A 19,362-nucleotide genomic window follows, 5' to 3' on the forward strand; every position below is an offset into this window, starting at 1 on the left:
ACCGCTGACCCAAACGAGGAATTCAAGACATGAGCAATATCCCCGCCGATCTGCGTTTCGCCGAAAGCCACGAGTGGGCGCGCCTGGAAGCCGACGGCACTGTTACCGTCGGCATCAGCGACCACGCCCAGCAGGCGCTGGGTGACGTGGTGTTCGTCGAGCTGGCCGAAGTCGGCAAGGTGTTCGCTGCTGGCGACGCTGCTGGCGTGGTCGAATCGGTCAAGGCCGCTTCCGACATCTATGCCCCGGTTGCCGGCGAAGTGATCGCGGTCAACGAAGAGCTGGCCGACAGCCCGGAACTGCTCAACGAAGAACCTTACGCGTCGTGGATCTTCAAGCTCAAGCCAAGCAACCCGGCTGATCTGGACAAGCTGCTGGATGCCGCTGGCTACAAAGCCGCTATCGGCGAGTAAAACCGCGTCGCCTGCTTCGCGGCTGAAGCCGCTCCTGCAGGTACAGTGCCGCATTCAAGGCCTGTGCATTCCCCTGCAGGAGCGGCTTTGGCCGCGAAGACGCGAGCCTGCTGAAACAAGTTTTCCCGCACCATCGCCGATCCCTTCCTAGACTTATAAGTCTCCATGAGACCTGGCTAGGAAGAGAGCGTCGACATGTCCCAGTCGCCATCCCTGCATCAACTGCAAGAGCTCAACCCTTTCCTGCGCCGCCATCTGGGGCCCGATGCCTCGGAGCAGCAAGCAATGCTCAGCACCCTTGGCCTCGACAGCCGCAGTGAGCTGATCGAGCAGACCGTGCCGCCTGGCATCCGCTTCAACCGCGCCCTTGACCTGCCACCGGCCCTCGATGAACAGGCTGCGTTGGCCAGGCTCGCCGGCTTCGCCGAGCAGAACCAGGTGTGGACCAGCCTCATCGGCATGGGCTACCACGGCACCGTCACGCCTACGGTCATCCTGCGCAATGTGCTGGAAAACCCCGGCTGGTACACCGCATACACGCCCTATCAGCCCGAAATCGCCCAAGGCCGCCTGGAGGCGCTGCTCAACTTCCAGCAGATGGTCATCGACCTCACTGGCCTGGCGCTGGCCAACGCGTCACTGCTCGACGAGGCCACGGCAGCTGCCGAAGCCATGGCCCTGGCCAAGCGAGTGGCGCGCAACAAGAGCAACGCGTTCTTTGCCGATGAACATTGCCATCCACAGACCTTGTCGGTGCTGAAAACCCGCGCCGAAGGGTTTGGTTTCCAGTTGATCATCGACGCGGTGGATAACCTCTCCAGGCACCAGGTCTTCGGTGCCTTGCTGCAATACCCGGATACCCACGGCGAGGTGCGCGACCTGCGCCCGCTGATCGACCAGTTGCACAGCCAGCAGGCCTTGGCCTGCGTCGCTGCCGACCTGCTCAGCCTGGTGGTGCTGACACCGCCCGGCGAGCTGGGTGCCGATGTGGTGCTGGGTTCGACCCAGCGTTTTGGCGTACCGATGGGCTACGGAGGTCCGCACGCGGCCTACTTCGCCTGCCGTGACGAGTACAAGCGAGCGATGCCCGGGCGCATCATCGGCGTGTCCCGCGATGCGCGTGGCAACACGGCACTGCGCATGGCCCTGCAGACGCGAGAGCAGCATATCCGCCGCGAAAAGGCCAACTCCAACATCTGCACCGCTCAGGTGCTGCTGGCCAATATCGCTGGCTTCTACGCGGTGTATCACGGCCCGGAAGGCCTGCAGCGCATTGCCCAGCGGGTGCACCGGTTGACCTTTGTGCTAGCCGCAGGCCTTGAGGCCAAAGGCATCAAGCGCCTCAATCAGCACTTTTTCGACACCCTGACCCTCGATGTCGGTGGCGCCCAGGCAGCGATCATTGAAAGCGCCGAGGCTGCGCGCATCAACCTGCGCATCCTGGGGCGCGGCCATCTGGGCGTGAGCCTGGACGAAACCTGCAACGAAGCCACCGTGCAGCGGCTGCTCGACATTTTCCTGGGCGTCGATCACGGCCTGGTCATCGCCGCGCTCGACCAGCAGGCGCTGCCCGAAGGCATCCCCGCTGCGCTGGTGCGACGCACGCCATTCCTCAGCCACCCGGTGTTCAACCTGCATCACAGCGAAACCGAGATGCTGCGCTACCTCAAACAGTTGGAAAGCAAGGACCTGGCGCTGAACCAGTCGATGATCCCGCTCGGCTCCTGCACCATGAAGCTCAATGCCACCAGCGAGATGATTCCCATCACCTGGCCTGCCTTCGCCCAGCTGCACCCCTTTGCCCCCGCCGCGCAGGCCATGGGCTACAAGGCGATGATCGATGAGCTGGAAGGCTGGTTGTGCGCGATTACCGGCTTCGACGCCATCTGCATGCAACCCAACTCCGGCGCCCAAGGTGAATACGCCGGGCTCATGGCCATCACCCGTTATCACCGCAGCCGCCATGAGCCCCAGCGCACGCTTTGCCTGATTCCATCGTCGGCCCACGGCACCAATCCAGCCTCGGCGCAGATGGCTGGCATGGAGGTGGTGATCGTCGATTGCGACGATGCTGGCAACGTCGACCTCGAAGACCTCAAGGCCAAGGCCCATGCCGCCGGGGCCAGGCTGTCGTGCCTGATGATCACCTATCCCTCGACCCATGGTGTGTATGAAGAGGGCATCCGCGAAATTTGCGAGGTGGTTCACCAGCACGGTGGCCAGGTGTACATGGATGGCGCCAACCTCAACGCTCAGGTCGGTCTGGCGCGGCCGGCGGACATTGGCGCCGATGTTTCGCACATGAACCTGCACAAGACGTTCTGCATCCCTCATGGCGGTGGTGGCCCAGGCATGGGGCCGATTGGCATTCGTGCTCATCTGCAGCCGTTCGTCGCCAGCCATCCGGTCGTCCCGGTGCCGGGGCTGGACCCGAACAACACTGCAGTCAGCGCCGCGCCCTGGGGCAGTGCGAGCATCCTGCCGATCAGCTGGATGTATATCGCCATGATGGGCCCGCAGCTTGCCGATGCCAGCGAGGTGGCGATCCTCTCGGCCAACTACCTGGCCAGCCAGCTCGGTGGCGCGTTCCCGGTGCTGTATCGCGGGCGCAATCAGCGCGTGGCCCATGAGTGCATCCTCGACCTGCGGCCGCTCAAGGCGCAGACCGGCATCACCGAGGAGGACGTTGCCAAGCGCCTGATGGACTATGGCTTCCATGCCCCGACCATGTCGTTCCCGGTGCCGGGAACCTTGATGGTTGAGCCCACGGAAAGCGAGTCGAAGGCCGAACTGGACCGGTTTGTCGACGCGATGTTGGCGATTCGGGCAGAGATTGCCGAGGTGCAGGAGGGTAACTGGCCGGCAGAGGACAATCCGCTCAAGCATGCGCCACACACCCTGGCCGATGTATTGGCACCCTGGAACCGGCCTTACAGCCTGGAACAGGCCATTGCGCCCAGTGCCCACGTGCGCTTGCACAAGTACTGGCCAGCGGTGAACCGGGTCGACAATGTGTATGGGGACAGGAATCTGTTCTGTGCTTGCGTGCCGGTAGAGGCTTACCGGTAAGGCACAGGATCGGCGTAGGCCTCTTCGCGGGTAAACCCGCGAAGCAGGCGGCGCGGTTATTCGGCTACCGCGTTCTTGGCCAGGATGGCGTTGGCCAGATCCATGTCAGAGGCCTCAAGGCCTGGGTTTTCAGCGCGCACCTGCTGCAGCGCCTGCTCCAGGAACGGCCCGCGGATTGCGCCCTCGCTGGCGACGAAGCTGCCGGCGTCATCCTGCGCCGCGAGTACCAGCTTGTGATCGTGCGAAGTGATATAGCTCGACGCGGTGGTCGCGCCAGAGGTCATTACGTTACGCCAGAAGGTATCGGCCATGGCAGAGCCAACGGGCAGCGAAAGCAGGGCAGCCGCTGCAATGGCGGTTTGGAGACGCATGATGAAACACCTCGAAGGGTGAGGGTTGGGGGATGGCCGCTTTGATCCAGAGAAACGGGCGCAAGTTCCTTGAATACATAGGTTTTTTGCTCAGGAGCAGACCCGCAATACCTCCTCGGGACGGGTCAGCCCACGGGCCGCTTTCGCCTCCCCGCAGCTGCGTAAATCCTGTAACCCGTCGGCTAGAGCCTGGCGCTGCAGTTCTGCCAGGTCGGTGCTGGCGCTTATCCGTGCACGCAGGCTCTCGCTCGGGATCAACAATTCGAACAAGCCTGTGCGGCCACGGTAGCCGGTACCCCGGCAGCCCTGGCACGGATCGCTCGATGGGAGGCCCTGGCACGTGTCGCACAACAAGCGCACCAGGCGTTGGGCCATGATTCCGCCCAGGGTCGCGCGGATCAGGTAGTCGGCCACGCCCAGCTCCAGCAGGCGGGTAATGGCGCTACACGTGTCATTGGTATGCAGGGTCGAAAGCACCAGATGCCCGGTGAGCGCAGCCTAAACGGCCACCAGTGCAGTCTCGCGGTCGCGAATTTCGCCGATCATGATGATGTCCGGGTCCTGGCGCAGCAGCGCGCGCACGCCATCGGCAAAACCCAGGCCCAGGGCAGGCTGCACCTGCAACTGGTTGAACGCCGGCTCCAGCCGCTCGATCGGGTCTTCGATGGTGCACAGATTGACCTGTGGCGTAGCCAGTTGCTTGAGGCTGGCGTACAGCGTGCTGGTTTTGCCGGAGCCGGTAGGCCCGGTGACCAGCAGGATGCCCTGGCGGCGCTGCAGCAGTGTTTGCCACTGGGCCAGTTGTTCGCCCTCCAGGCCCAACTGGTCGAAGTTTTCCTGCAATTGCCGAGGGTCGAACAAGCGCAGCACCAGCTTTTCACCAAAGGGTGTAGGCAGTGTCGAAAGGCGCAGCTCCACCTCGCTACCGCCTGGCAGGCTGCTCTTTACCCGGCCATCCTGCGGCCGGCGCTTTTCCGCAACATCCATGCGGCCCAGGTGTTTCAGGCGGCTGACCACGGCGAGCGTGACGTTGGCCGGAAAGGTGTAGACCGTGTGCAGCAGCCCGTCGATGCGGTAGCGCAGATGGCCTTGTTCGCGACGCGGCTCCAGATGGATATCGCTGGCGCGTTGCTCGATGGCGTACTGCAGCAGCCAGTCGACGATATGCACGATGTGCGCGTCGTCTGCCGTGGCCTGCGCCTGACGCTTGCCGAGTTCAAGCAAATGCTCCAGCTCGCCCAGGCTGGCGGCTTGCTGGTGCTGCGCACCTTGTACCGAGTGCGCCAGGCGAAACAGCGACTGGCCCAGTTGGCGGAGTTGCAGCGGGCTGGCCAGTACGCGGCGTATTGGCTTGCCCAGGCTGCGCGCCAGGTCGGCCTGCCACAGCTGTTGACAGGGCTCAGCGCTGGCCACGGTGATGGCGTTGGCGTCGTTGGCCACGATCAGGATGCCGTGGCGTTGCGCGAAGGCCGGTGAGATCAGGCCATTGACCTGGGCCAGGTCGAGTTGCATGGGGTCGAGGTGCAGGTAAGGCTGGCCGACCTTTCGCGCCAACCACTGGCAGAGGGTATCCAGATTCAGCCATTGACCGGGCTGACTGCGGTCTTCCAAGCCCACGGCCGCGATGGTTTCAAGCGGGTGGTGAGCACTGTAGCGAGACGCCTGTTCGCGAACCTGGCAGCAATCGTTGGCGTTCAGGTGCTGGTCGGCTTGCAAGGCATCCAGCAGGGTTTTGAGGTCGAGGGGTTGCTCGTTGGGGAGGAACATAACGGCGTCCGTACCTTCGGGGATCCTGATGCAAGGCTAGCCGGGCCAGGCTGGGCGAGGCGCGGCAAAGGTTTTCAGGATTTTGCGCGACCGGAGGTCAGATCACCGCCAGCTCCAGGCGCGCCAGGTTTTCCAGGCTCACGTCCGCGACGCACACCAGGTTGCGCAGTTTTTGTGCAATCACCTCCGCCCGATGCCAGCTCAGCCCGCCGATACCGACTTCGATATCGAGCCAGTCATCCTGCTGGCGGACATGCACCGTGTGCGGCGTGAGGAACTGCAAGGCAAACAAGTTGAGCACCCGGCACAGGGTATCCGGCTCGGCTTCGGCCTGCAGGCGATAGCGTACGTTGCTGTGGCTGGCGTTGGCGGCCCAGGCATCGCTGCGGGGCTGTGGGCGTTCGAGTGCGTTCATGCTGGTCTCCGCAAATATGGGAGAAATTTTTGCACGTCCGGGCCGGTATTTTTTCGCTATGATTCCATCAAATCCCGTGTACTACCGATCGTTCAATTCGAATAAGTGTGGTTTGGAGAATTATTCATGCAAGGCGAACTGGATGCCTATGACCGACGCATTCTCGAACTCCTGCAAGAGGATGCATCGCTGTCCAGTGCGCAGATCGCCGATCGCGTAGGGCTGTCACAGTCCCCCTGCTGGCGCAGGATTCAACGGTTGAAAGAGGAGGGTGTGATCCGAGGGCAGGTGACCCTGCTGGATCGCAAGAAGGTCGGCCTTAATACGCAGATCTTCGCCGAGGTGAAACTGAACGCCCACGGCCGTTCCAACTTCGCCGAGTTCACCGAGGCGATCCGCGGCTTTCCGGAAGTGCTGGAGTGCTATGTGCTGATGGGGGCGGTGGACTTTTTGCTGCGTATCGTCACTGCGGATATCGAGGCTTATGAACGCTTCTTCTTCGAAAAGCTATCGAACGTGCCAGGGATCCAGGAAGTGAACTCGATCGTGGCGCTGTCGGAGATCAAGTCTACTACCAGCTTGCCACTATCGAGATGAGGCCTTCGCGGGCTCGCCCGCTCCCACAGGAATTGCACGAAGCCTGAATGCTGCGCAGGGCCTGTAGGAGCGGATTTATCCGCGAAGCGAATCAAGCCTTGAGCAGGTGCTTCCAGCCCCGGCTTTGATCTACAGCCCGAGCCTGCTCGACCCGCGCTTCCAGCACTTCATCGCTGATCGGCAGTTCCGCCAGCTCGTGCAGTTTTTTCAGGTCGCCATACAGCCGGTCCATTTGCGGCGCTTCGAGCACCTGGCGGGCATGGTGCAGCCAGGCCAGCAGCTGTTCGATACGCGGCAGCTGCTCGGCCAGGTCTTCCGGGCGCTGGGTATACAGCGGCAGCTTCAGCGAGCGGCCTTCTTCGCCCAGCAGGTGCGCCAGCCAGCTGGCCAGCTGCGCCTTGCCCTGGCGCTCGCCACGGCCCTTGCGCTCCACGGTCCAGGCACGGGCCAGCAGCCAACGCGAAGTTTCCAGGGAGAACTGGCCCCAGCGTACGTCTTCGAGTTCGTCGCTGAACTGCTCTGGCGCCGCACGGCGGATGTCTTCGTCGTCATTGCCGGCCTGCACCAGCGGGCGCCAGTCTTCCAGCAGCGCATCGAGGCTGGCGCGCAATTCGCGGGTGGTGGCGCGTGGCGCAGCCTGGCCCAGGCTGGCAACCAGTGCGCGCAGTTCGGCCAGGCACTGCACCCAGTCTTGCAGCAGGCGCCAGTGGCCATTGTGGCGGTACTGTTCGGCCAGGCGCTGGCTGCTGCCCAGCAATTGCCAGGCGAGCGCGGTGAAGGCATCGTCCACGGCCATATCGGGGCTCAGCTCGGTCGCCGGCAGGCCCAGCTCGTAGCTGTCCGGCTCCAGCAGGCGGTAGCCGCGTTCGGCCTTGCTGATGTCGCACGGCATCAGTGGCAAGCTTGCGGCCAGTTCGGCGGCCAGCTCCAGCAGCGCTTCAGGGGCGCCTTCGCGCAGCTCCAGCTCCACCTCGCAGATTGCTTCCTTGCGCTTGCCAGCAATCACGAAGCCCTGGTCCAGCGCCGCTTCGATCACCACCTTGCTCTTGCCGCGGCCCCAGCTGATTTCAGCGTATTCGCGGGTGAAGTCGGTGGTGAACAGCGGCTTGATGGTTTTTTTGTCCAGCTCGGCCAGCTGCTCGGGCCAGCAGGTGGCGTCGAGTTTTTTCAGGTCGAGCTTGACCTTGTCCAGGTGCCATTCGTATTCGTTGCGTTCGGACAGCCCGGCGACGCTCTGGCCGCGGCACTTCAGGGTCTGGATGACCTCCTCGCCGTCGCGGCGCAGGCGCAGGGCGACACGGGCGGCGGAGAGGTCGCGCTCGGGGGTGTCGAAGTACTGATTCAGCAGCTCGCGGGTCTGCCAGCCGGACTTGTTGCGCTTTTTCAGCAGGGGGTGTTCACGCAGGGCGGCCAGGGTATCGCGGCTGGCGCGGAGCTTGAGTTCGGTTTCTTTGTGCATCACAGGCTCGAAGGAGGGGCGTCGTTGCAGGGCAGTCTACAGGAGTCGGCCGCCAACGGTTTATTCCAGACGGCGGATAGTCCTATGATGGGCAACGCTTCCGAGGAGTATGCGCATGCCGTTGCCGACGCTGAAAGACCAGTTTGCCGCCTTGATCGCCGCGCCCTCGGTCAGTTGCACCCAAGCCGCCCTGGACCAGTCCAACCGCCAGGTCATCGACCTGCTGGCCGGTTGGCTGGGCGATCTGGGCTTCCGTTGTGACATCCAGCAGGTCAGCCCTGGCAAGTTCAACCTGATGGCTGGCCGCGGTAGCGGCCCTGGTGGCCTGGTGCTGGCCGGTCACAGTGACACGGTGCCCTACGATGAACAGCTGTGGTCCAGCGACCCGCTCAAGCTCACTGAGGTTGATGGCCGCTGGGTGGGCCTGGGCAGCTGCGACATGAAAGGCTTTTTCGCCTTGGTCATCGAGGCGGTGATCCCGCTGCTGGAGCACGACTTCAAGCAGCCGCTGCTGATCCTCGCCACCTGTGATGAAGAAAGCTCCATGTCCGGCGCTCGCGCTCTGGCTGCAGCCGGCCAGCCGCTCGGCCGCGCGGCGGTGATCGGCGAGCCCACGGGCTTGCGGCCGATCCGCATGCACAAGGGCATCCTCATGGACCGCATTGACATCCTCGGGCGCAGCGGCCATTCGTCCGACCCGAGCCTGGGCCATAGCGCGATGGAGGCCATGCATGAGGTGATGGGTGAGTTGATGGGGCTGCGCCGGCAGTGGCAGGCGACCTTCAGCAACCCGCAGTTCACCGTACCCACGCCAACCATGAACTTCGGCTGCATCCACGGCGGTGACAACCCCAACCGCATTTGCGGCCAGTGCGCCCTGGAGTTCGACCTGCGCCCCCTGCCAGGCATGGATGTCGAACAGCTGCGCGCCGCCATCCGTGGCAAGTTGCAGCCGGTGGCCGAGCGCCATGAGGTGCGTATCGACTACGCACCGCTGTTCCCTGAGGTGCCACCGTTCGAGCAGGCCGCCGATGCCGAACTGGTACAAGTGGCCGAGCGCCTCACCGGCCACCGCGCCGAAGCGGTAGCATTCGGTACCGAAGCGCCTTATCTTCAGCAGCTTGGTTGCCAGACCATCGTACTGGGCCCAGGCGACATCGCCTGCGCCCACCAGCCTGGCGAATACCTTGAAATGTCGCGAATCGAGCCTACCGTGCGTCTATTGCGTGACCTGATCCGGCATTATTGCCTGAGCTAAACGTCCACCCTGTTGATTCGTTCTTGCCTAGAGGAGACCGCGCGTGACCGCAAGCCTGTTCCGACGATGATCCTGAACGCCGTGTCATCCACCGTTCTCCGTCCCCTTTATCCACAGGCCCTGTCATGCCCGAATACGTCAACTGGCTGCGTCATGCCTCCCCCTACATCAATGCCCATCGCGATTGCACGTTCGTGGTCATGCTTCCCGGCGATGGGGTTGAACACCCGAATTTCGGCAATATCGTCCACGACCTGGTGCTGCTGCACAGCCTGGGTGTGCGCCTGGTGCTGGTGCATGGTTCGCGTCCGCAGATCGAAAGCCGCCTCGCGGATCGCGGCCTGACCCCGCATTACCACCGGGGCATGCGCATTACCGATGCCGCCACCCTGGACTGCGTGATCGACGCTGTCGGCGCCCTGCGCCTGGCCATCGAGGCGCGCCTGTCGATGGACATCGCTGCCTCGCCGATGCAGGGTTCACGCCTGCGCGTGGCCTCCGGCAACCTGGTCACGGCACGGCCGATCGGTGTGCTCGAAGGGGTGGATTACCACCACACTGGCGAAGTGCGCCGGGTCGACCGCAAGGGCATCAGCCGCCTGCTCGACGAGCGCTCCATCGTGCTGCTGTCGCCACTGGGCTATTCGCCGACCGGGGAAATCTTCAACCTGGCCTGTGAAGACGTTGCCACTCGCGCAGCCATCGAACTGGGCGCCGACAAGCTGCTGCTGTTCGGCGCCGAGCCCGGGCTGCTGGACGAAAACGGCAAGCTGGTGCGTGAACTGCGCCCACAGCAGATCGCCCCGCACCTGGCGCGCCTGGGCAGCGATTACCAGGGCGAACTGCTGGATGCCGCCGCCGAGGCGTGCAAAGGTGGCGTGGCGCGTAGCCACATTGTCAGTTATGCCGAGGATGGTGCGCTGCTGACCGAGCTGTTCACCCGTGAGGGTGGCGGTACGCTGGTGTCGCAGGAGCAGTTCGAAGTGGTGCGCGAGGCGACCATCGACGATGTCGGTGGCTTGCTGGAGTTGATCAGCCCGCTCGAAGAGCAGGGTATTCTGGTGCGTCGTTCGCGTGAGGTGCTGGAGCGTGAGATCGAACAATTCAGCGTGGTCGAGCGTGAGGGCATGATCATCGCCTGTGCGGCGCTGTACCCGATTGCCGATTCCCAGGCGGGAGAACTGGCGTGCCTGGCGGTAAACCCGGAGTACCGCCATGGCGGGCGCGGGGACGAGCTGCTCGAACGCATCGAGGGGCGGGCGAAGCAGTTGGGGTTGAATACCTTGTTCGTGCTTACCACGCGCACGGCGCACTGGTTCCGTGAACGCGGGTTTGCGCCCAGCGGCGTAGAGCGCCTGCCGGCGGCACGAGCTTCGCTGTACAACTACCAGCGTAATTCGAAGATTTTCGAGAAGCCTCTGTAAGCCTGCACCGGCCTATTCGCGGGTTTATCGGGGCGCCGAACCGCCGCGAAGCAGGCGACGCGGTCCGCGATGAAAAACGCCGCCCCAAAGGGCGGCGTTCTTGCTTACACGGTATGCAGATACCAGTTGTACTCGAGGTCGGAGATCGAGTGCTCGAACTCCTCCAGCTCGCTCTCCTTGCACGCGACGAAGATGTCGATGTACTTCGGATCGATGTACTTGTTGAGGATCTCGCTGTCGTCCAGCTCGCGCAGGGCATCGCGCAGGTTGTTCGGCAGACTTTGCTCCAGCTGTTCGTAAGAGTTGCCTTCGATGGGCGCGCCTGGCTCGATCTTGTTGGTCAGGCCATGGTGCACGCCTGCCAGCACCGCAGCCATCATCAGGTACGGGTTGGCGTCGGCACCGGCTACGCGGTGCTCGATACGCACGGCATCGGCAGAGCCGGTCGGCACGCGCAGGGCCACGGTGCGGTTGTCCAGGCCCCAGCTCGGCGCATTCGGTACGTAGAACTGCGCGCCAAAGCGGCGGTACGAGTTGACGTTCGGGCAGAGGAACGCCATGGACGCAGGCAGGGTCTCGAGCACACCGCCGACAGCGTGACGTAGCGCGGCGTTCTGCTCGGGATCCTCGCTGGTGAAGATGTTGTTGCCATCTTTGTCCAGCACGGAGATGTGTACATGCAGGCCGTTGCCTGCCTGGCCCGGGTAGGGCTTGGCCATGAAGGTGGTGTCCATTTCATGGTCGTAGGCGATGTTCTTGATCAACCGCTTGAGCAATACCGCGTAGTCACAAGCCTTGAGCGGGTCGGCAACGTGGTGCAGGTTGACTTCGAACTGCGCCGGGGCGCTTTCCTTGACGATGGCGTCGGCCGGGATGCCTTGCTCTTTGGCGCCTTCCAGGATGTCCTGCAGGCAGTCGGCATATTCGTCGAGGTCGTCGATCAGGTACACCTGGGTCGACTGTGGGCGCTTGCCCGAGATTGGCGAGCGTGGTGGCTGCGGACGGCCGTTCACGTTCTCCTGGTCGATCAGGTAGAACTCCAGCTCGAACGCGGCGCAGATGGTCAGGCCCATATCGGTGAATTTGCTCACCACCTGACGCAGCACTTCGCGCGGGTCGGCGAAGAACGGCTCGCCTTCCAGTTCGTGCATGGTCATCAGCAGTTGCGCGGTCGGGCGCTTTTGCCATGGTTCATTGCAGAGTGTATCGGGGATTGGATAGCAGATGCGGTCAGCATCGCCGATGTCCAGGCCCAGCCCGGTGCTTTCGACGGTGGAACCGTTGATGTCCAGGGCGAAGAGGGAGGCCGGCAGGTTGATGCCTTTCTCGTAAACCTTGTGGAGGCTGGTGCGCTCAATGCGCTTGCCACGCACCACACCATTCATATCTGCAATCAGAAGGTCAACGTAGAGAACCTCAGGATGTTCCTTAAGGAACGCGTTCGCTTCGTTAAGCTGAACGGCACGCGGGGGTACCGACATGATGCAACACCTTTGTTGTTAAAAATATCAATCAAGGGGGGCTTGCAGGACCAGTCAATCGAAAAGACAAACTGATGTCAAGCCAACCCCATGATGCCTCGAAATGGCACATCGACGGCAGATTTGCTGCATATCGGGGCGTGCCATTATCCGCTATTTCCTTCACAAAGGGCTATCTCCGACAGGCCGTGTTTTATTTTTTACGGAGGTGTTGTGTAAAAAAATTAACAAGGCTAAGCTCGGACTCAACCCAAAACACAATAATACGAGGGTCACATGGTCCGCTTGTCGCGACCTGAACGCGCTGCCTATGCAGTGCAGTCGGGTATCCTTGCCGTTCCCGCACGCATCCGTCGAGCTGTGGCCTGCATGGCCGCAATAATTGACGCTTTGCGTATCTGGACCACACCTCGTAACGCCTTTTCGTTGCTCTTATCGTCTATCTGCCCTTTGAAACCGCTGCGGACACGCTCATTCTCAGTGTATCCACAGTGCGCCTGCGCGTGGGTTTTTGCTTTAGCCATCTACTCCATCCAGAATCAGGGCGCGGACCACCTTACCTCCTGAGGTATTTATGAGTAACAACCTCGACCAGCTCACCGATTGGTTGAAAGAGCACAAGATCACCGAAGTCGAATGCCTGATCAGCGACCTGACCGGCATCACCCGCGGCAAGATCTCGCCGACCAACAAATTCATCGCCGAAAAAGGCATGCGCCTGCCCGAGAGCGTGCTGCTGCAAACCGTGACCGGCGACTATGTCGACGATGACATCTATTACGACCTGCTCGACCCGGCCGACATCGACATGATCTGCCGCCCCGACCAGGATGCCGTGTTCCTGGTGCCGTGGGCCATCGAGCCGACCGCCCAGGTGATCCACGATACCTACGACAAGAAGGGCAACCCGGTCGAACTGTCGCCGCGCAACGTGCTGAAGAAAGTCCTCAAGCTCTACGCCGACAAGGGCTGGCAGCCGATCGTCGCGCCGGAGATGGAGTTCTACCTGACCAAGCGCAGCGAAGACCCGGACTTCCCGCTGCAGCCGCCGGTCGGCCGCTCCGGCCGCCCGGAAACCGGCCGCCAGTCGTTCTCGATCGAGGCCGCCAACGAATTCGACCCTTTGTTCGAAGACGTCTACGACTGGTGCGAACTGCAGCGCCTGGACCTTGACACGCTGATCCACGAAGACGGCACGGCGCAGATGGAGATCAACTTCCGTCATGGCGATGCCCTGCACCTGGCCGACCAGATCCTGGTGTTCAAGCGCACCATGCGCGAGGCGGCGCTCAAGCACAACGTGGCCGCGACCTTCATGGCCAAGCCGATGACCGGCGAGCCGGGCAGCGCCATGCACCTGCACCAGAGCGTGATCGACGTGGCTACCGGCAAGAACATCTTCAGCAATGAAGACGGCAGCATGAGCGAACTGTTCCTGCACCACATCGGTGGCCTGCAGAAGTTCATCCCCGAAGCGCTGCCGCTGTTCGCCCCCAACGTCAACTCGTTCCGCCGCTTCCTGCCCGACACCTCGGCGCCAGTGAACGTCGAGTGGGGCGAGGAGAACCGCACCGTCGGCCTGCGCGTACCGGATGCCGGCCCGCAAAACCGCCGCGTCGAGAACCGCCTGCCAGGCGCCGACGCCAACCCTTACCTGGCCATCGCCGCCAGCCTGCTGTGCGGCTACATCGGCATGGTCGAGGGCATCGAGGCCAGCGCGCCAGTCCAGGGCCGTGGCTACGAGCGCCGCAACCTGCGCTTGCCGCTGACCATCGAGGACGCCCTCGAGCGCATGGAAAACAGCCGTGCGCTGGTGCAGTACCTGGGCAAGAAGTTCATCACCGGCTACGTCGCCACCAAACGCGCCGAGCACGAGAACTTCAAGCGCGTCATCAGCTCCTGGGAGCGTGAGTTCCTGCTGTTCGCTGTCTGATCAACCCTGAGGCCGCGGGTGCGGCCGCCGGAAAATGGAGAGGCACATGAGCGTCAACAACCCGCAAACCCGTGAATGGCAGACCCTGAGCGGCGAGCACCACCTTGCACCCTTCTCTGACTACAAACAGCTGAAGGCGAAGGGGCCGCGCATCATCACCAAGGCGCAGGGTGTGCATTTGTGGGACAGCGAGGGGCACAAGATCCTCGACGGCATGGCCGGCCTGTGGTGCGTGGCGGTCGGCTATGGCCGTGAAGAACTGGTGCAGGCGGCAGAACAACAGATGCGCGAGCTACCGTACTACAACCTGTTCTTCCAGACCGCTCACCCGCCAGCGCTGGAGCTGGCCAAGGCGATCACCGACGTGGCGCCTGAAGGCATGACCCATGTGTTCTTCACTGGCTCCGGCTCCGAAGGCAACGACACCGTGCTGCGCATGGTTCGCCATTACTGGGCGCTGAAGGGCAAGCCGCATAAGCAGACCATCATTGGCCGTATCAACGGTTACCACGGCTCCACCTTCGCGGGTGCGTGCCTGGGCGGCATGAGCGGCATGCACGAGCAGGGCGGCCTGCCGATTCCGGGCATCGTGCACATTCCGCAGCCGTACTGGTTCGGTGAGGGCGGCGACATGAGCCCCGACGATTTCGGCGTGTGGGCGGCCGAGCAGCTCGAGAAAAAGATTCTGGAGGTGGGCGAAGACAACGTCGCCGCCTTCATCGCCGAGCCGATCCAGGGCGCCGGCGGGGTAATCATTCCGCCGGAAACCTACTGGCCGAAGGTCAAGGAGATCCTGGCCAAGTACGACATCCTGTTCGTCGCCGACGAGGTGATCTGTGGCTTTGGGCGCACCGGCGAGTGGTTCGGCTCCGACTACTACGACCTCAAGCCCGACCTGATGACCATTGCCAAGGGCCTGACCTCTGGTTACATCCCCATGGGCGGCGTGATCGTGCGTGACAAGGTGGCCAAGGTGATCAGCGAAGGTGGCGACTTCAACCACGGGTTCACCTATTCCGGCCACCCGGTGGCGGCTGCGGTGGGCCTGGAAAACCTGCGCATCCTGCGTGACGAGAAAATCGTCGAGAAGGCGCGTACGGAAGCGGCACCGTATTTGCAAAAGCGTTTGCGTGAGCTGCAAGACCACCCACTGGTTGGCGAGGTACGTGGCCTGGGCATGCTCGGCGCGATCGAGCTGGTCAAGGACAAGGCGACCCGCAGCCGTTACGAGGGCAAGGGCGTCGGCATGGTCTGCCGCAACTTCTGCTTCGACAACGGCCTGATCATGCGTGCGGTCGGCGACACGATGATCATCGCTCCGCCGTTGGTGATCAGCCATCAAGAGATCGACGAGTTGGTGGAAAAGGCGCGCAAATGCCTCGATTTGACGCTGGAAGCGATTCGATAAGCGTTTGCTAGGCTAGCGATGTGACATTAAGTCGTTACAAGGCCCTGCTTTCCTTGAAACAGAGCCTTGTAACTTGCCAGACTAGCGGTTGTTTCAGTCGCCGCGCGCTCTGCACCGTGGGTTCTGGCTGCTGGACAGTTGCTAACATAAAAATTCTGGAGCACTACGCATGAATAAAATGGGCAAAACGTTGCTGGCCGCCGCCCTGATGGGTGGCATGGCTACCGCTGTTCACGCTGACGATACCGTGTTGAACGTCTACAACTGGTCGGACTACATCGCTCCGGACACCATCGCCAAGTTCGAGAAGCAGACCGGTATCAAGGTCAAGTACGACGTGTTCGACAGCAACGAAACCCTGGAGGCCAAACTGCTGGCCGGCAAGTCGGGCTACGACATCGTCGTGCCGTCGAACAACTTCCTCGCCAAGCAGATCAAGGCGGGTGTCTACGAGGAGCTGGACCGCTCCAAGCTGCCTAACTGGAAGAACCTCGACAAAGACCTGCTCAAGGCCGTAGGCGATGCCAGCGACAAGGACAACAAGCACGCCTTCCCGTACATGTGGGGCTCGATCGGCATCGGCTACAACCCGGAGAAGGTCAAGGCCGCGCTGGGCGTGGACAAGATCGACTCGTGGGACGTGGTGTTCAAGCCTGAGAACATCGCCAAGCTCAAGAGCTGCGGCGTAAGCTTCCTGGATGCCCCGACCGAAATGCTCCCGGCCGCGCTGCACTACCTGGGCAAGCCGACCAACAGCACCAGCAAGGAAGACCTGAAGGCCGCCGAGGAGCTGTTCCTCAAGGTCCGTCCTTCGATCACCTATTTCCACTCGTCCAAGTACATCGGCGACCTGGCCAACGGCAACATCTGTGTAGCCGTCGGTTACTCGGGTGACGTCGAGCAGGCCAAGGCCCGCGCCCACGAAGCTGGCGACAAGGTCAAAGTGGACTACATCATTCCGAAAGAAGGTGCCGGTACCTTCTACGACATGGTCGCCATCCCTAAAGATGCCGAGCACAAGGAAGCTGCCTACAAGTTCATGGACTTCCTGATGCAACCGGAAGTCATGGCTGAAATCACCAACGCCGTGCGGTTCCCTAACGGCAACGAGGCCGCTACCCCGTTGGTCGACAAGGCCATCACCAGCGACCCGAGCATCTATCCGCCAGCTGAAGTGAAGAAACAGCTGTACGCCATCGCTGCACCGGATGCCAAGGTCCAGCGTGACATCACCCGTAGCTGGACCAAGATCAAATCGGGCAAATAAGCCCCGATGCGTGACCTCTGGGCCGGGGTTTCCCGGCCCAGAGCCAGTGAATGGCAATTGATGATTGCGGCAACGAAGCTGCGCAGGTAAGTTGCGCGCCGGTTTTGTGTGCGCGGCAGTGCTTGTACCAATAAGCACGCCGTCACCGAGGCACTGATTGTGAGGACCACCCACTTGTCTATTTCTGTACTACGCAAGGCCTTGATGGCTGGAGCGGGCCTGACGCTGGCATGCAGCGTCCAAGCGGCGCCTACGGTGCACTTCTACAACTGGTCGGACTATATCGGCCCGAACACCCTTGCGGACTTCGAGAAAGCAACCGGCATCAAGCCCGTGCAGGATGTTTTCGATTCCAACGAAACCCTGGAAGGCAAGCTGCTGGCCGGCAACACCGGCTATGACGTGGTAGTGCCGTCCAACCATTTCCTCGGCAAGCAGATCAAGGCGGGCGCATTCCAGAAGCTCGACAAGCACCTGCTGCCCAACTATTCCAACCTCGACCCGGCGCTGATGAAGCGCCTGGAAAAGAACGACCCCGGCAACCAGTACGCCGTGCCTTACCTGTGGGGCACCAACGGCATCGGTTACAACGTCGACAAGGTCAAGGCCACGCTGGGCGTGGACAAGATCGACTCCTGGGCCGTGTTGTTCGAACCCGAGAACATGAAGAAGCTCTCCAAGTGCGGTGTGGCCTTCCTCGACTCGGCGGACGAAATGCTCCCGGCGGTGCTCAACTACATGGGACTCAACCCCAACAGTACCGACCCCAAGGATTACGCCAAGGCCGAGCAGAAGCTGCTGGCCGTACGCCCATACGTGACCTACTTCCACTCGTCCAAGTACATCACCGACCTGGCCAACGGCGACATCTGCGTCGCGGCAGGTTTTTCGGGTGATGTGTTCCAGGCCAAGTCCCGCGCCATCGAGGCGAAAAAGGGCGTGAACCTGGCCTACGCCATTCCCAAGGAAGGCGGCAACCTCTGGTTCGACGTGCTGGCGATCCCCAAGGACGCCAGGAACGTCAAGGAGGCCCATGCCTTCATCAACTATTTGCTGAAACCTGAGGTTATCGCCCAGGTCAGTGATTACGTCGGTTACGCCAACCCGAACCCAAAGGCTGGCGACCTGATGGACCAGGCCGTGAGGACTGACGCTGCGGTTTACCCACCGCAGGAAGTGCTGGACAAGATGTTCGTGAACTCAGAGTTGCCACCCAAGGTGCAGCGTCTGATGACCCGTAGCTGGACCAAGGTCAAGTCGGGCAAGTAATCATCCAGACCCGTAGCGGTACCTGGAACACAGGCCGCGCGGGCACAAAAATCTTGTTGGGAGTTTCACTCATGGCAGTTGCCTCCGGTGCCTATAAAAAAGCCCTCGAGGGTGGCCAGCAACCCAAGCAGGTGCTGGTCAAGATCGACCGGGTTACAAAAAAGTTCGACGAAACGGTGGCCGTGGACGATGTGTCCCTGGAAATCCGCAAAGGCGAAATCTTCGCCCTGCTGGGTGGCTCCGGTTCCGGCAAGTCGACCTTGCTGCGTATGCTGGCCGGCTTCGAGCGCCCGACTGAGGGGCGCATCTTCCTCGACGGCGTCGACATCACCGATATGCCGCCGTACGAGCGGCCGATCAACATGATGTTCCAGTCCTATGCACTGTTCCCGCACATGACCGTGGCGCAGAACATCGCCTTCGGCCTGCAGCAGGACAAGATGCCCAAGGCTGAGATCGACGCCCGCGTGGCCGAGATGCTCAAGCTGGTACACATGACCCAGTACGCCAAGCGCAAGCCACACCAGCTCTCCGGTGGCCAGCGTCAGCGGGTGGCTCTGGCCCGTTCCCTGGCCAAGCGTCCCAAACTGCTGCTGCTCGACGAGCCGATGGGTGCGCTGGACAAGAAACTGCGTTCGCAGATGCAGCTGGAACTGGTGGAAATCATCGAGCGCGTAGGGGTGACCTGCGTGATGGTGACCCACGACCAGGAAGAGGCCATGACCATGGCCCAGCGTATCGCCATCATGCATCTGGGCTGGATCGCCCAGATCGGCTCGCCGGTGGATATCTACGAGACCCCGACCAGCCGCCTGGTGTGTGAATTCATCGGTAACGTCAACCTGTTCGAGGGTGAAGTGGTCGACGACGCCGAAGGCCACGCGATCATTGCCAGCCCGGAGCTGGAGCGCAAGATCTACGTGGGCCACGGCATCACCACCTCGGTGGAAGACAAGCACATCACCTACGCCCTGCGCCCGGAGAAGATGCTGGTCACTTCCCAGCAACCGACCTGCGAGCACAACTGGTCGCGTGGCAAGGTCCACGACATCGCCTACCTGGGCGGCCACTCGGTGTTCTACGTCGAGCTGCCGAGCGGCAAGGTCGTCCAGTCGTTCGTCGCCAACACCGAGCGCCAGGGCGCACGCCCGACGTGGGGCGATGAAGTGTACGTGTGGTGGGAAGACGACAGCGGCGTGGTACTGCGGTCATGAAACCTCGCAAGCTCAAG

At 62.2% G+C, this 19,362-nt stretch carries 14 protein-coding genes and 1 pseudogene; 10 read left to right on the top strand and 5 right to left on the bottom strand.

Annotated elements, in window-relative coordinates; all coding sequences use genetic code 11:
• Positions 1-29 precede the first annotated feature (29 nt).
• Entirely contained in the window at positions 30-413 is a 384-nt protein-coding gene (gcvH, locus tag L6D64_RS19030) for a glycine cleavage system protein GcvH (protein ID WP_054883889.1), read from the top strand.
• 195 nt (positions 414-608) lie between these two features.
• The gene (gcvP, locus tag L6D64_RS19035) at positions 609-3,482 is read left to right on the top strand and encodes an aminomethyl-transferring glycine dehydrogenase (protein ID WP_176507549.1); all 2,874 of its coding nucleotides are present in this window, start codon (positions 609-611) and stop codon (positions 3,480-3,482) included.
• Positions 3,483-3,538: 56 nt separating this feature from the next.
• On the opposite strand, the gene L6D64_RS19040 is transcribed toward gcvP, so the two are convergent.
• The 3 genes and pseudogenes from L6D64_RS19040 to L6D64_RS19050 all read right to left on the bottom strand — a co-directional run bounded on the left by L6D64_RS19040 (position 3,539) and on the right by L6D64_RS19050 (position 6,035).
• A complete protein-coding gene (locus L6D64_RS19040; protein WP_176507550.1) occupies positions 3,539-3,853 on the bottom strand; it encodes a DUF2388 domain-containing protein in 315 nt (104 codons plus the stop codon).
• 90 nt (positions 3,854-3,943) lie between these two features.
• Positions 3,944-5,620 (bottom strand): annotated as a pseudogene (locus L6D64_RS19045) (GspE/PulE family protein).
• 97 nt (positions 5,621-5,717) lie between these two features.
• Positions 5,718-6,035 (bottom strand): hypothetical protein, encoded by a 318-nt coding sequence (locus L6D64_RS19050; protein ID WP_176507551.1) that lies wholly within the window; start codon positions 6,033-6,035, stop codon positions 5,718-5,720.
• 126 nt (positions 6,036-6,161) lie between these two features.
• Between L6D64_RS19050 and L6D64_RS19055 the strand changes: the two genes are divergently transcribed.
• Positions 6,162-6,632 carry an Lrp/AsnC family transcriptional regulator gene (locus L6D64_RS19055; protein WP_176507552.1) on the top strand — a complete coding sequence of 157 codons (471 nt, stop codon included), beginning with the start codon at positions 6,162-6,164 and terminating at the stop codon, positions 6,630-6,632.
• A 91-nt stretch (positions 6,633-6,723) separates the two neighbouring features.
• On the opposite strand, the gene L6D64_RS19060 is transcribed toward L6D64_RS19055, so the two are convergent.
• Entirely contained in the window at positions 6,724-8,091 is a 1,368-nt protein-coding gene (locus L6D64_RS19060; RefSeq protein ID WP_176507553.1) for a CYTH domain-containing protein, read from the bottom strand.
• A gap of 115 nt (positions 8,092-8,206) precedes the next feature.
• Between L6D64_RS19060 and argE the strand changes: the two genes are divergently transcribed.
• Complete coding sequence (gene argE, locus L6D64_RS19065; protein WP_176507554.1) at positions 8,207-9,349, top strand: acetylornithine deacetylase; 1,143 nt, start codon at positions 8,207-8,209, stop codon at positions 9,347-9,349.
• Between the two features lie 125 nt (positions 9,350-9,474).
• Positions 9,475-10,773, top strand: coding sequence for an amino-acid N-acetyltransferase (gene argA / locus L6D64_RS19070; protein ID WP_176507555.1), 1,299 nt, complete (start codon positions 9,475-9,477; stop codon positions 10,771-10,773).
• A gap of 104 nt (positions 10,774-10,877) precedes the next feature.
• Here the strand turns inward: argA and L6D64_RS19075 are convergent, their stop codons facing one another.
• Positions 10,878-12,254 (bottom strand): glutamine synthetase family protein, encoded by a 1,377-nt coding sequence (locus tag L6D64_RS19075; RefSeq protein ID WP_014592784.1) that lies wholly within the window; start codon positions 12,252-12,254, stop codon positions 10,878-10,880.
• A gap of 574 nt (positions 12,255-12,828) precedes the next feature.
• On the opposite strand from L6D64_RS19075, the gene L6D64_RS19080 reads away from it, so the two are divergent.
• From L6D64_RS19080 to L6D64_RS19100, 5 genes are all read left to right on the top strand, one after another.
• Positions 12,829-14,187, top strand: coding sequence for a glutamine synthetase family protein (locus L6D64_RS19080; protein ID WP_176507556.1), 1,359 nt, complete (start codon positions 12,829-12,831; stop codon positions 14,185-14,187).
• A gap of 46 nt (positions 14,188-14,233) precedes the next feature.
• Positions 14,234-15,595, top strand: coding sequence for an aspartate aminotransferase family protein (locus L6D64_RS19085; protein ID WP_176507557.1), 1,362 nt, complete (start codon positions 14,234-14,236; stop codon positions 15,593-15,595).
• 169 nt (positions 15,596-15,764) lie between these two features.
• A complete protein-coding gene (locus tag L6D64_RS19090; RefSeq protein ID WP_176507558.1) occupies positions 15,765-16,862 on the top strand; it encodes a polyamine ABC transporter substrate-binding protein in 1,098 nt (365 codons plus the stop codon).
• 174 nt (positions 16,863-17,036) lie between these two features.
• Entirely contained in the window at positions 17,037-18,131 is a 1,095-nt protein-coding gene (locus L6D64_RS19095) for a polyamine ABC transporter substrate-binding protein (protein ID WP_176507559.1), read from the top strand.
• A gap of 71 nt (positions 18,132-18,202) precedes the next feature.
• The gene (locus L6D64_RS19100; RefSeq protein ID WP_176507560.1) at positions 18,203-19,345 is read left to right on the top strand and encodes an ABC transporter ATP-binding protein; all 1,143 of its coding nucleotides are present in this window, start codon (positions 18,203-18,205) and stop codon (positions 19,343-19,345) included.
• Positions 19,346-19,362: the final 17 nt, after the last annotated feature.

Source organism: Pseudomonas urethralis (assembly GCF_021602465.1).
Taxonomy (GTDB): Bacteria; Pseudomonadota; Gammaproteobacteria; order Pseudomonadales; family Pseudomonadaceae; genus Aquipseudomonas; species Aquipseudomonas vlassakiae.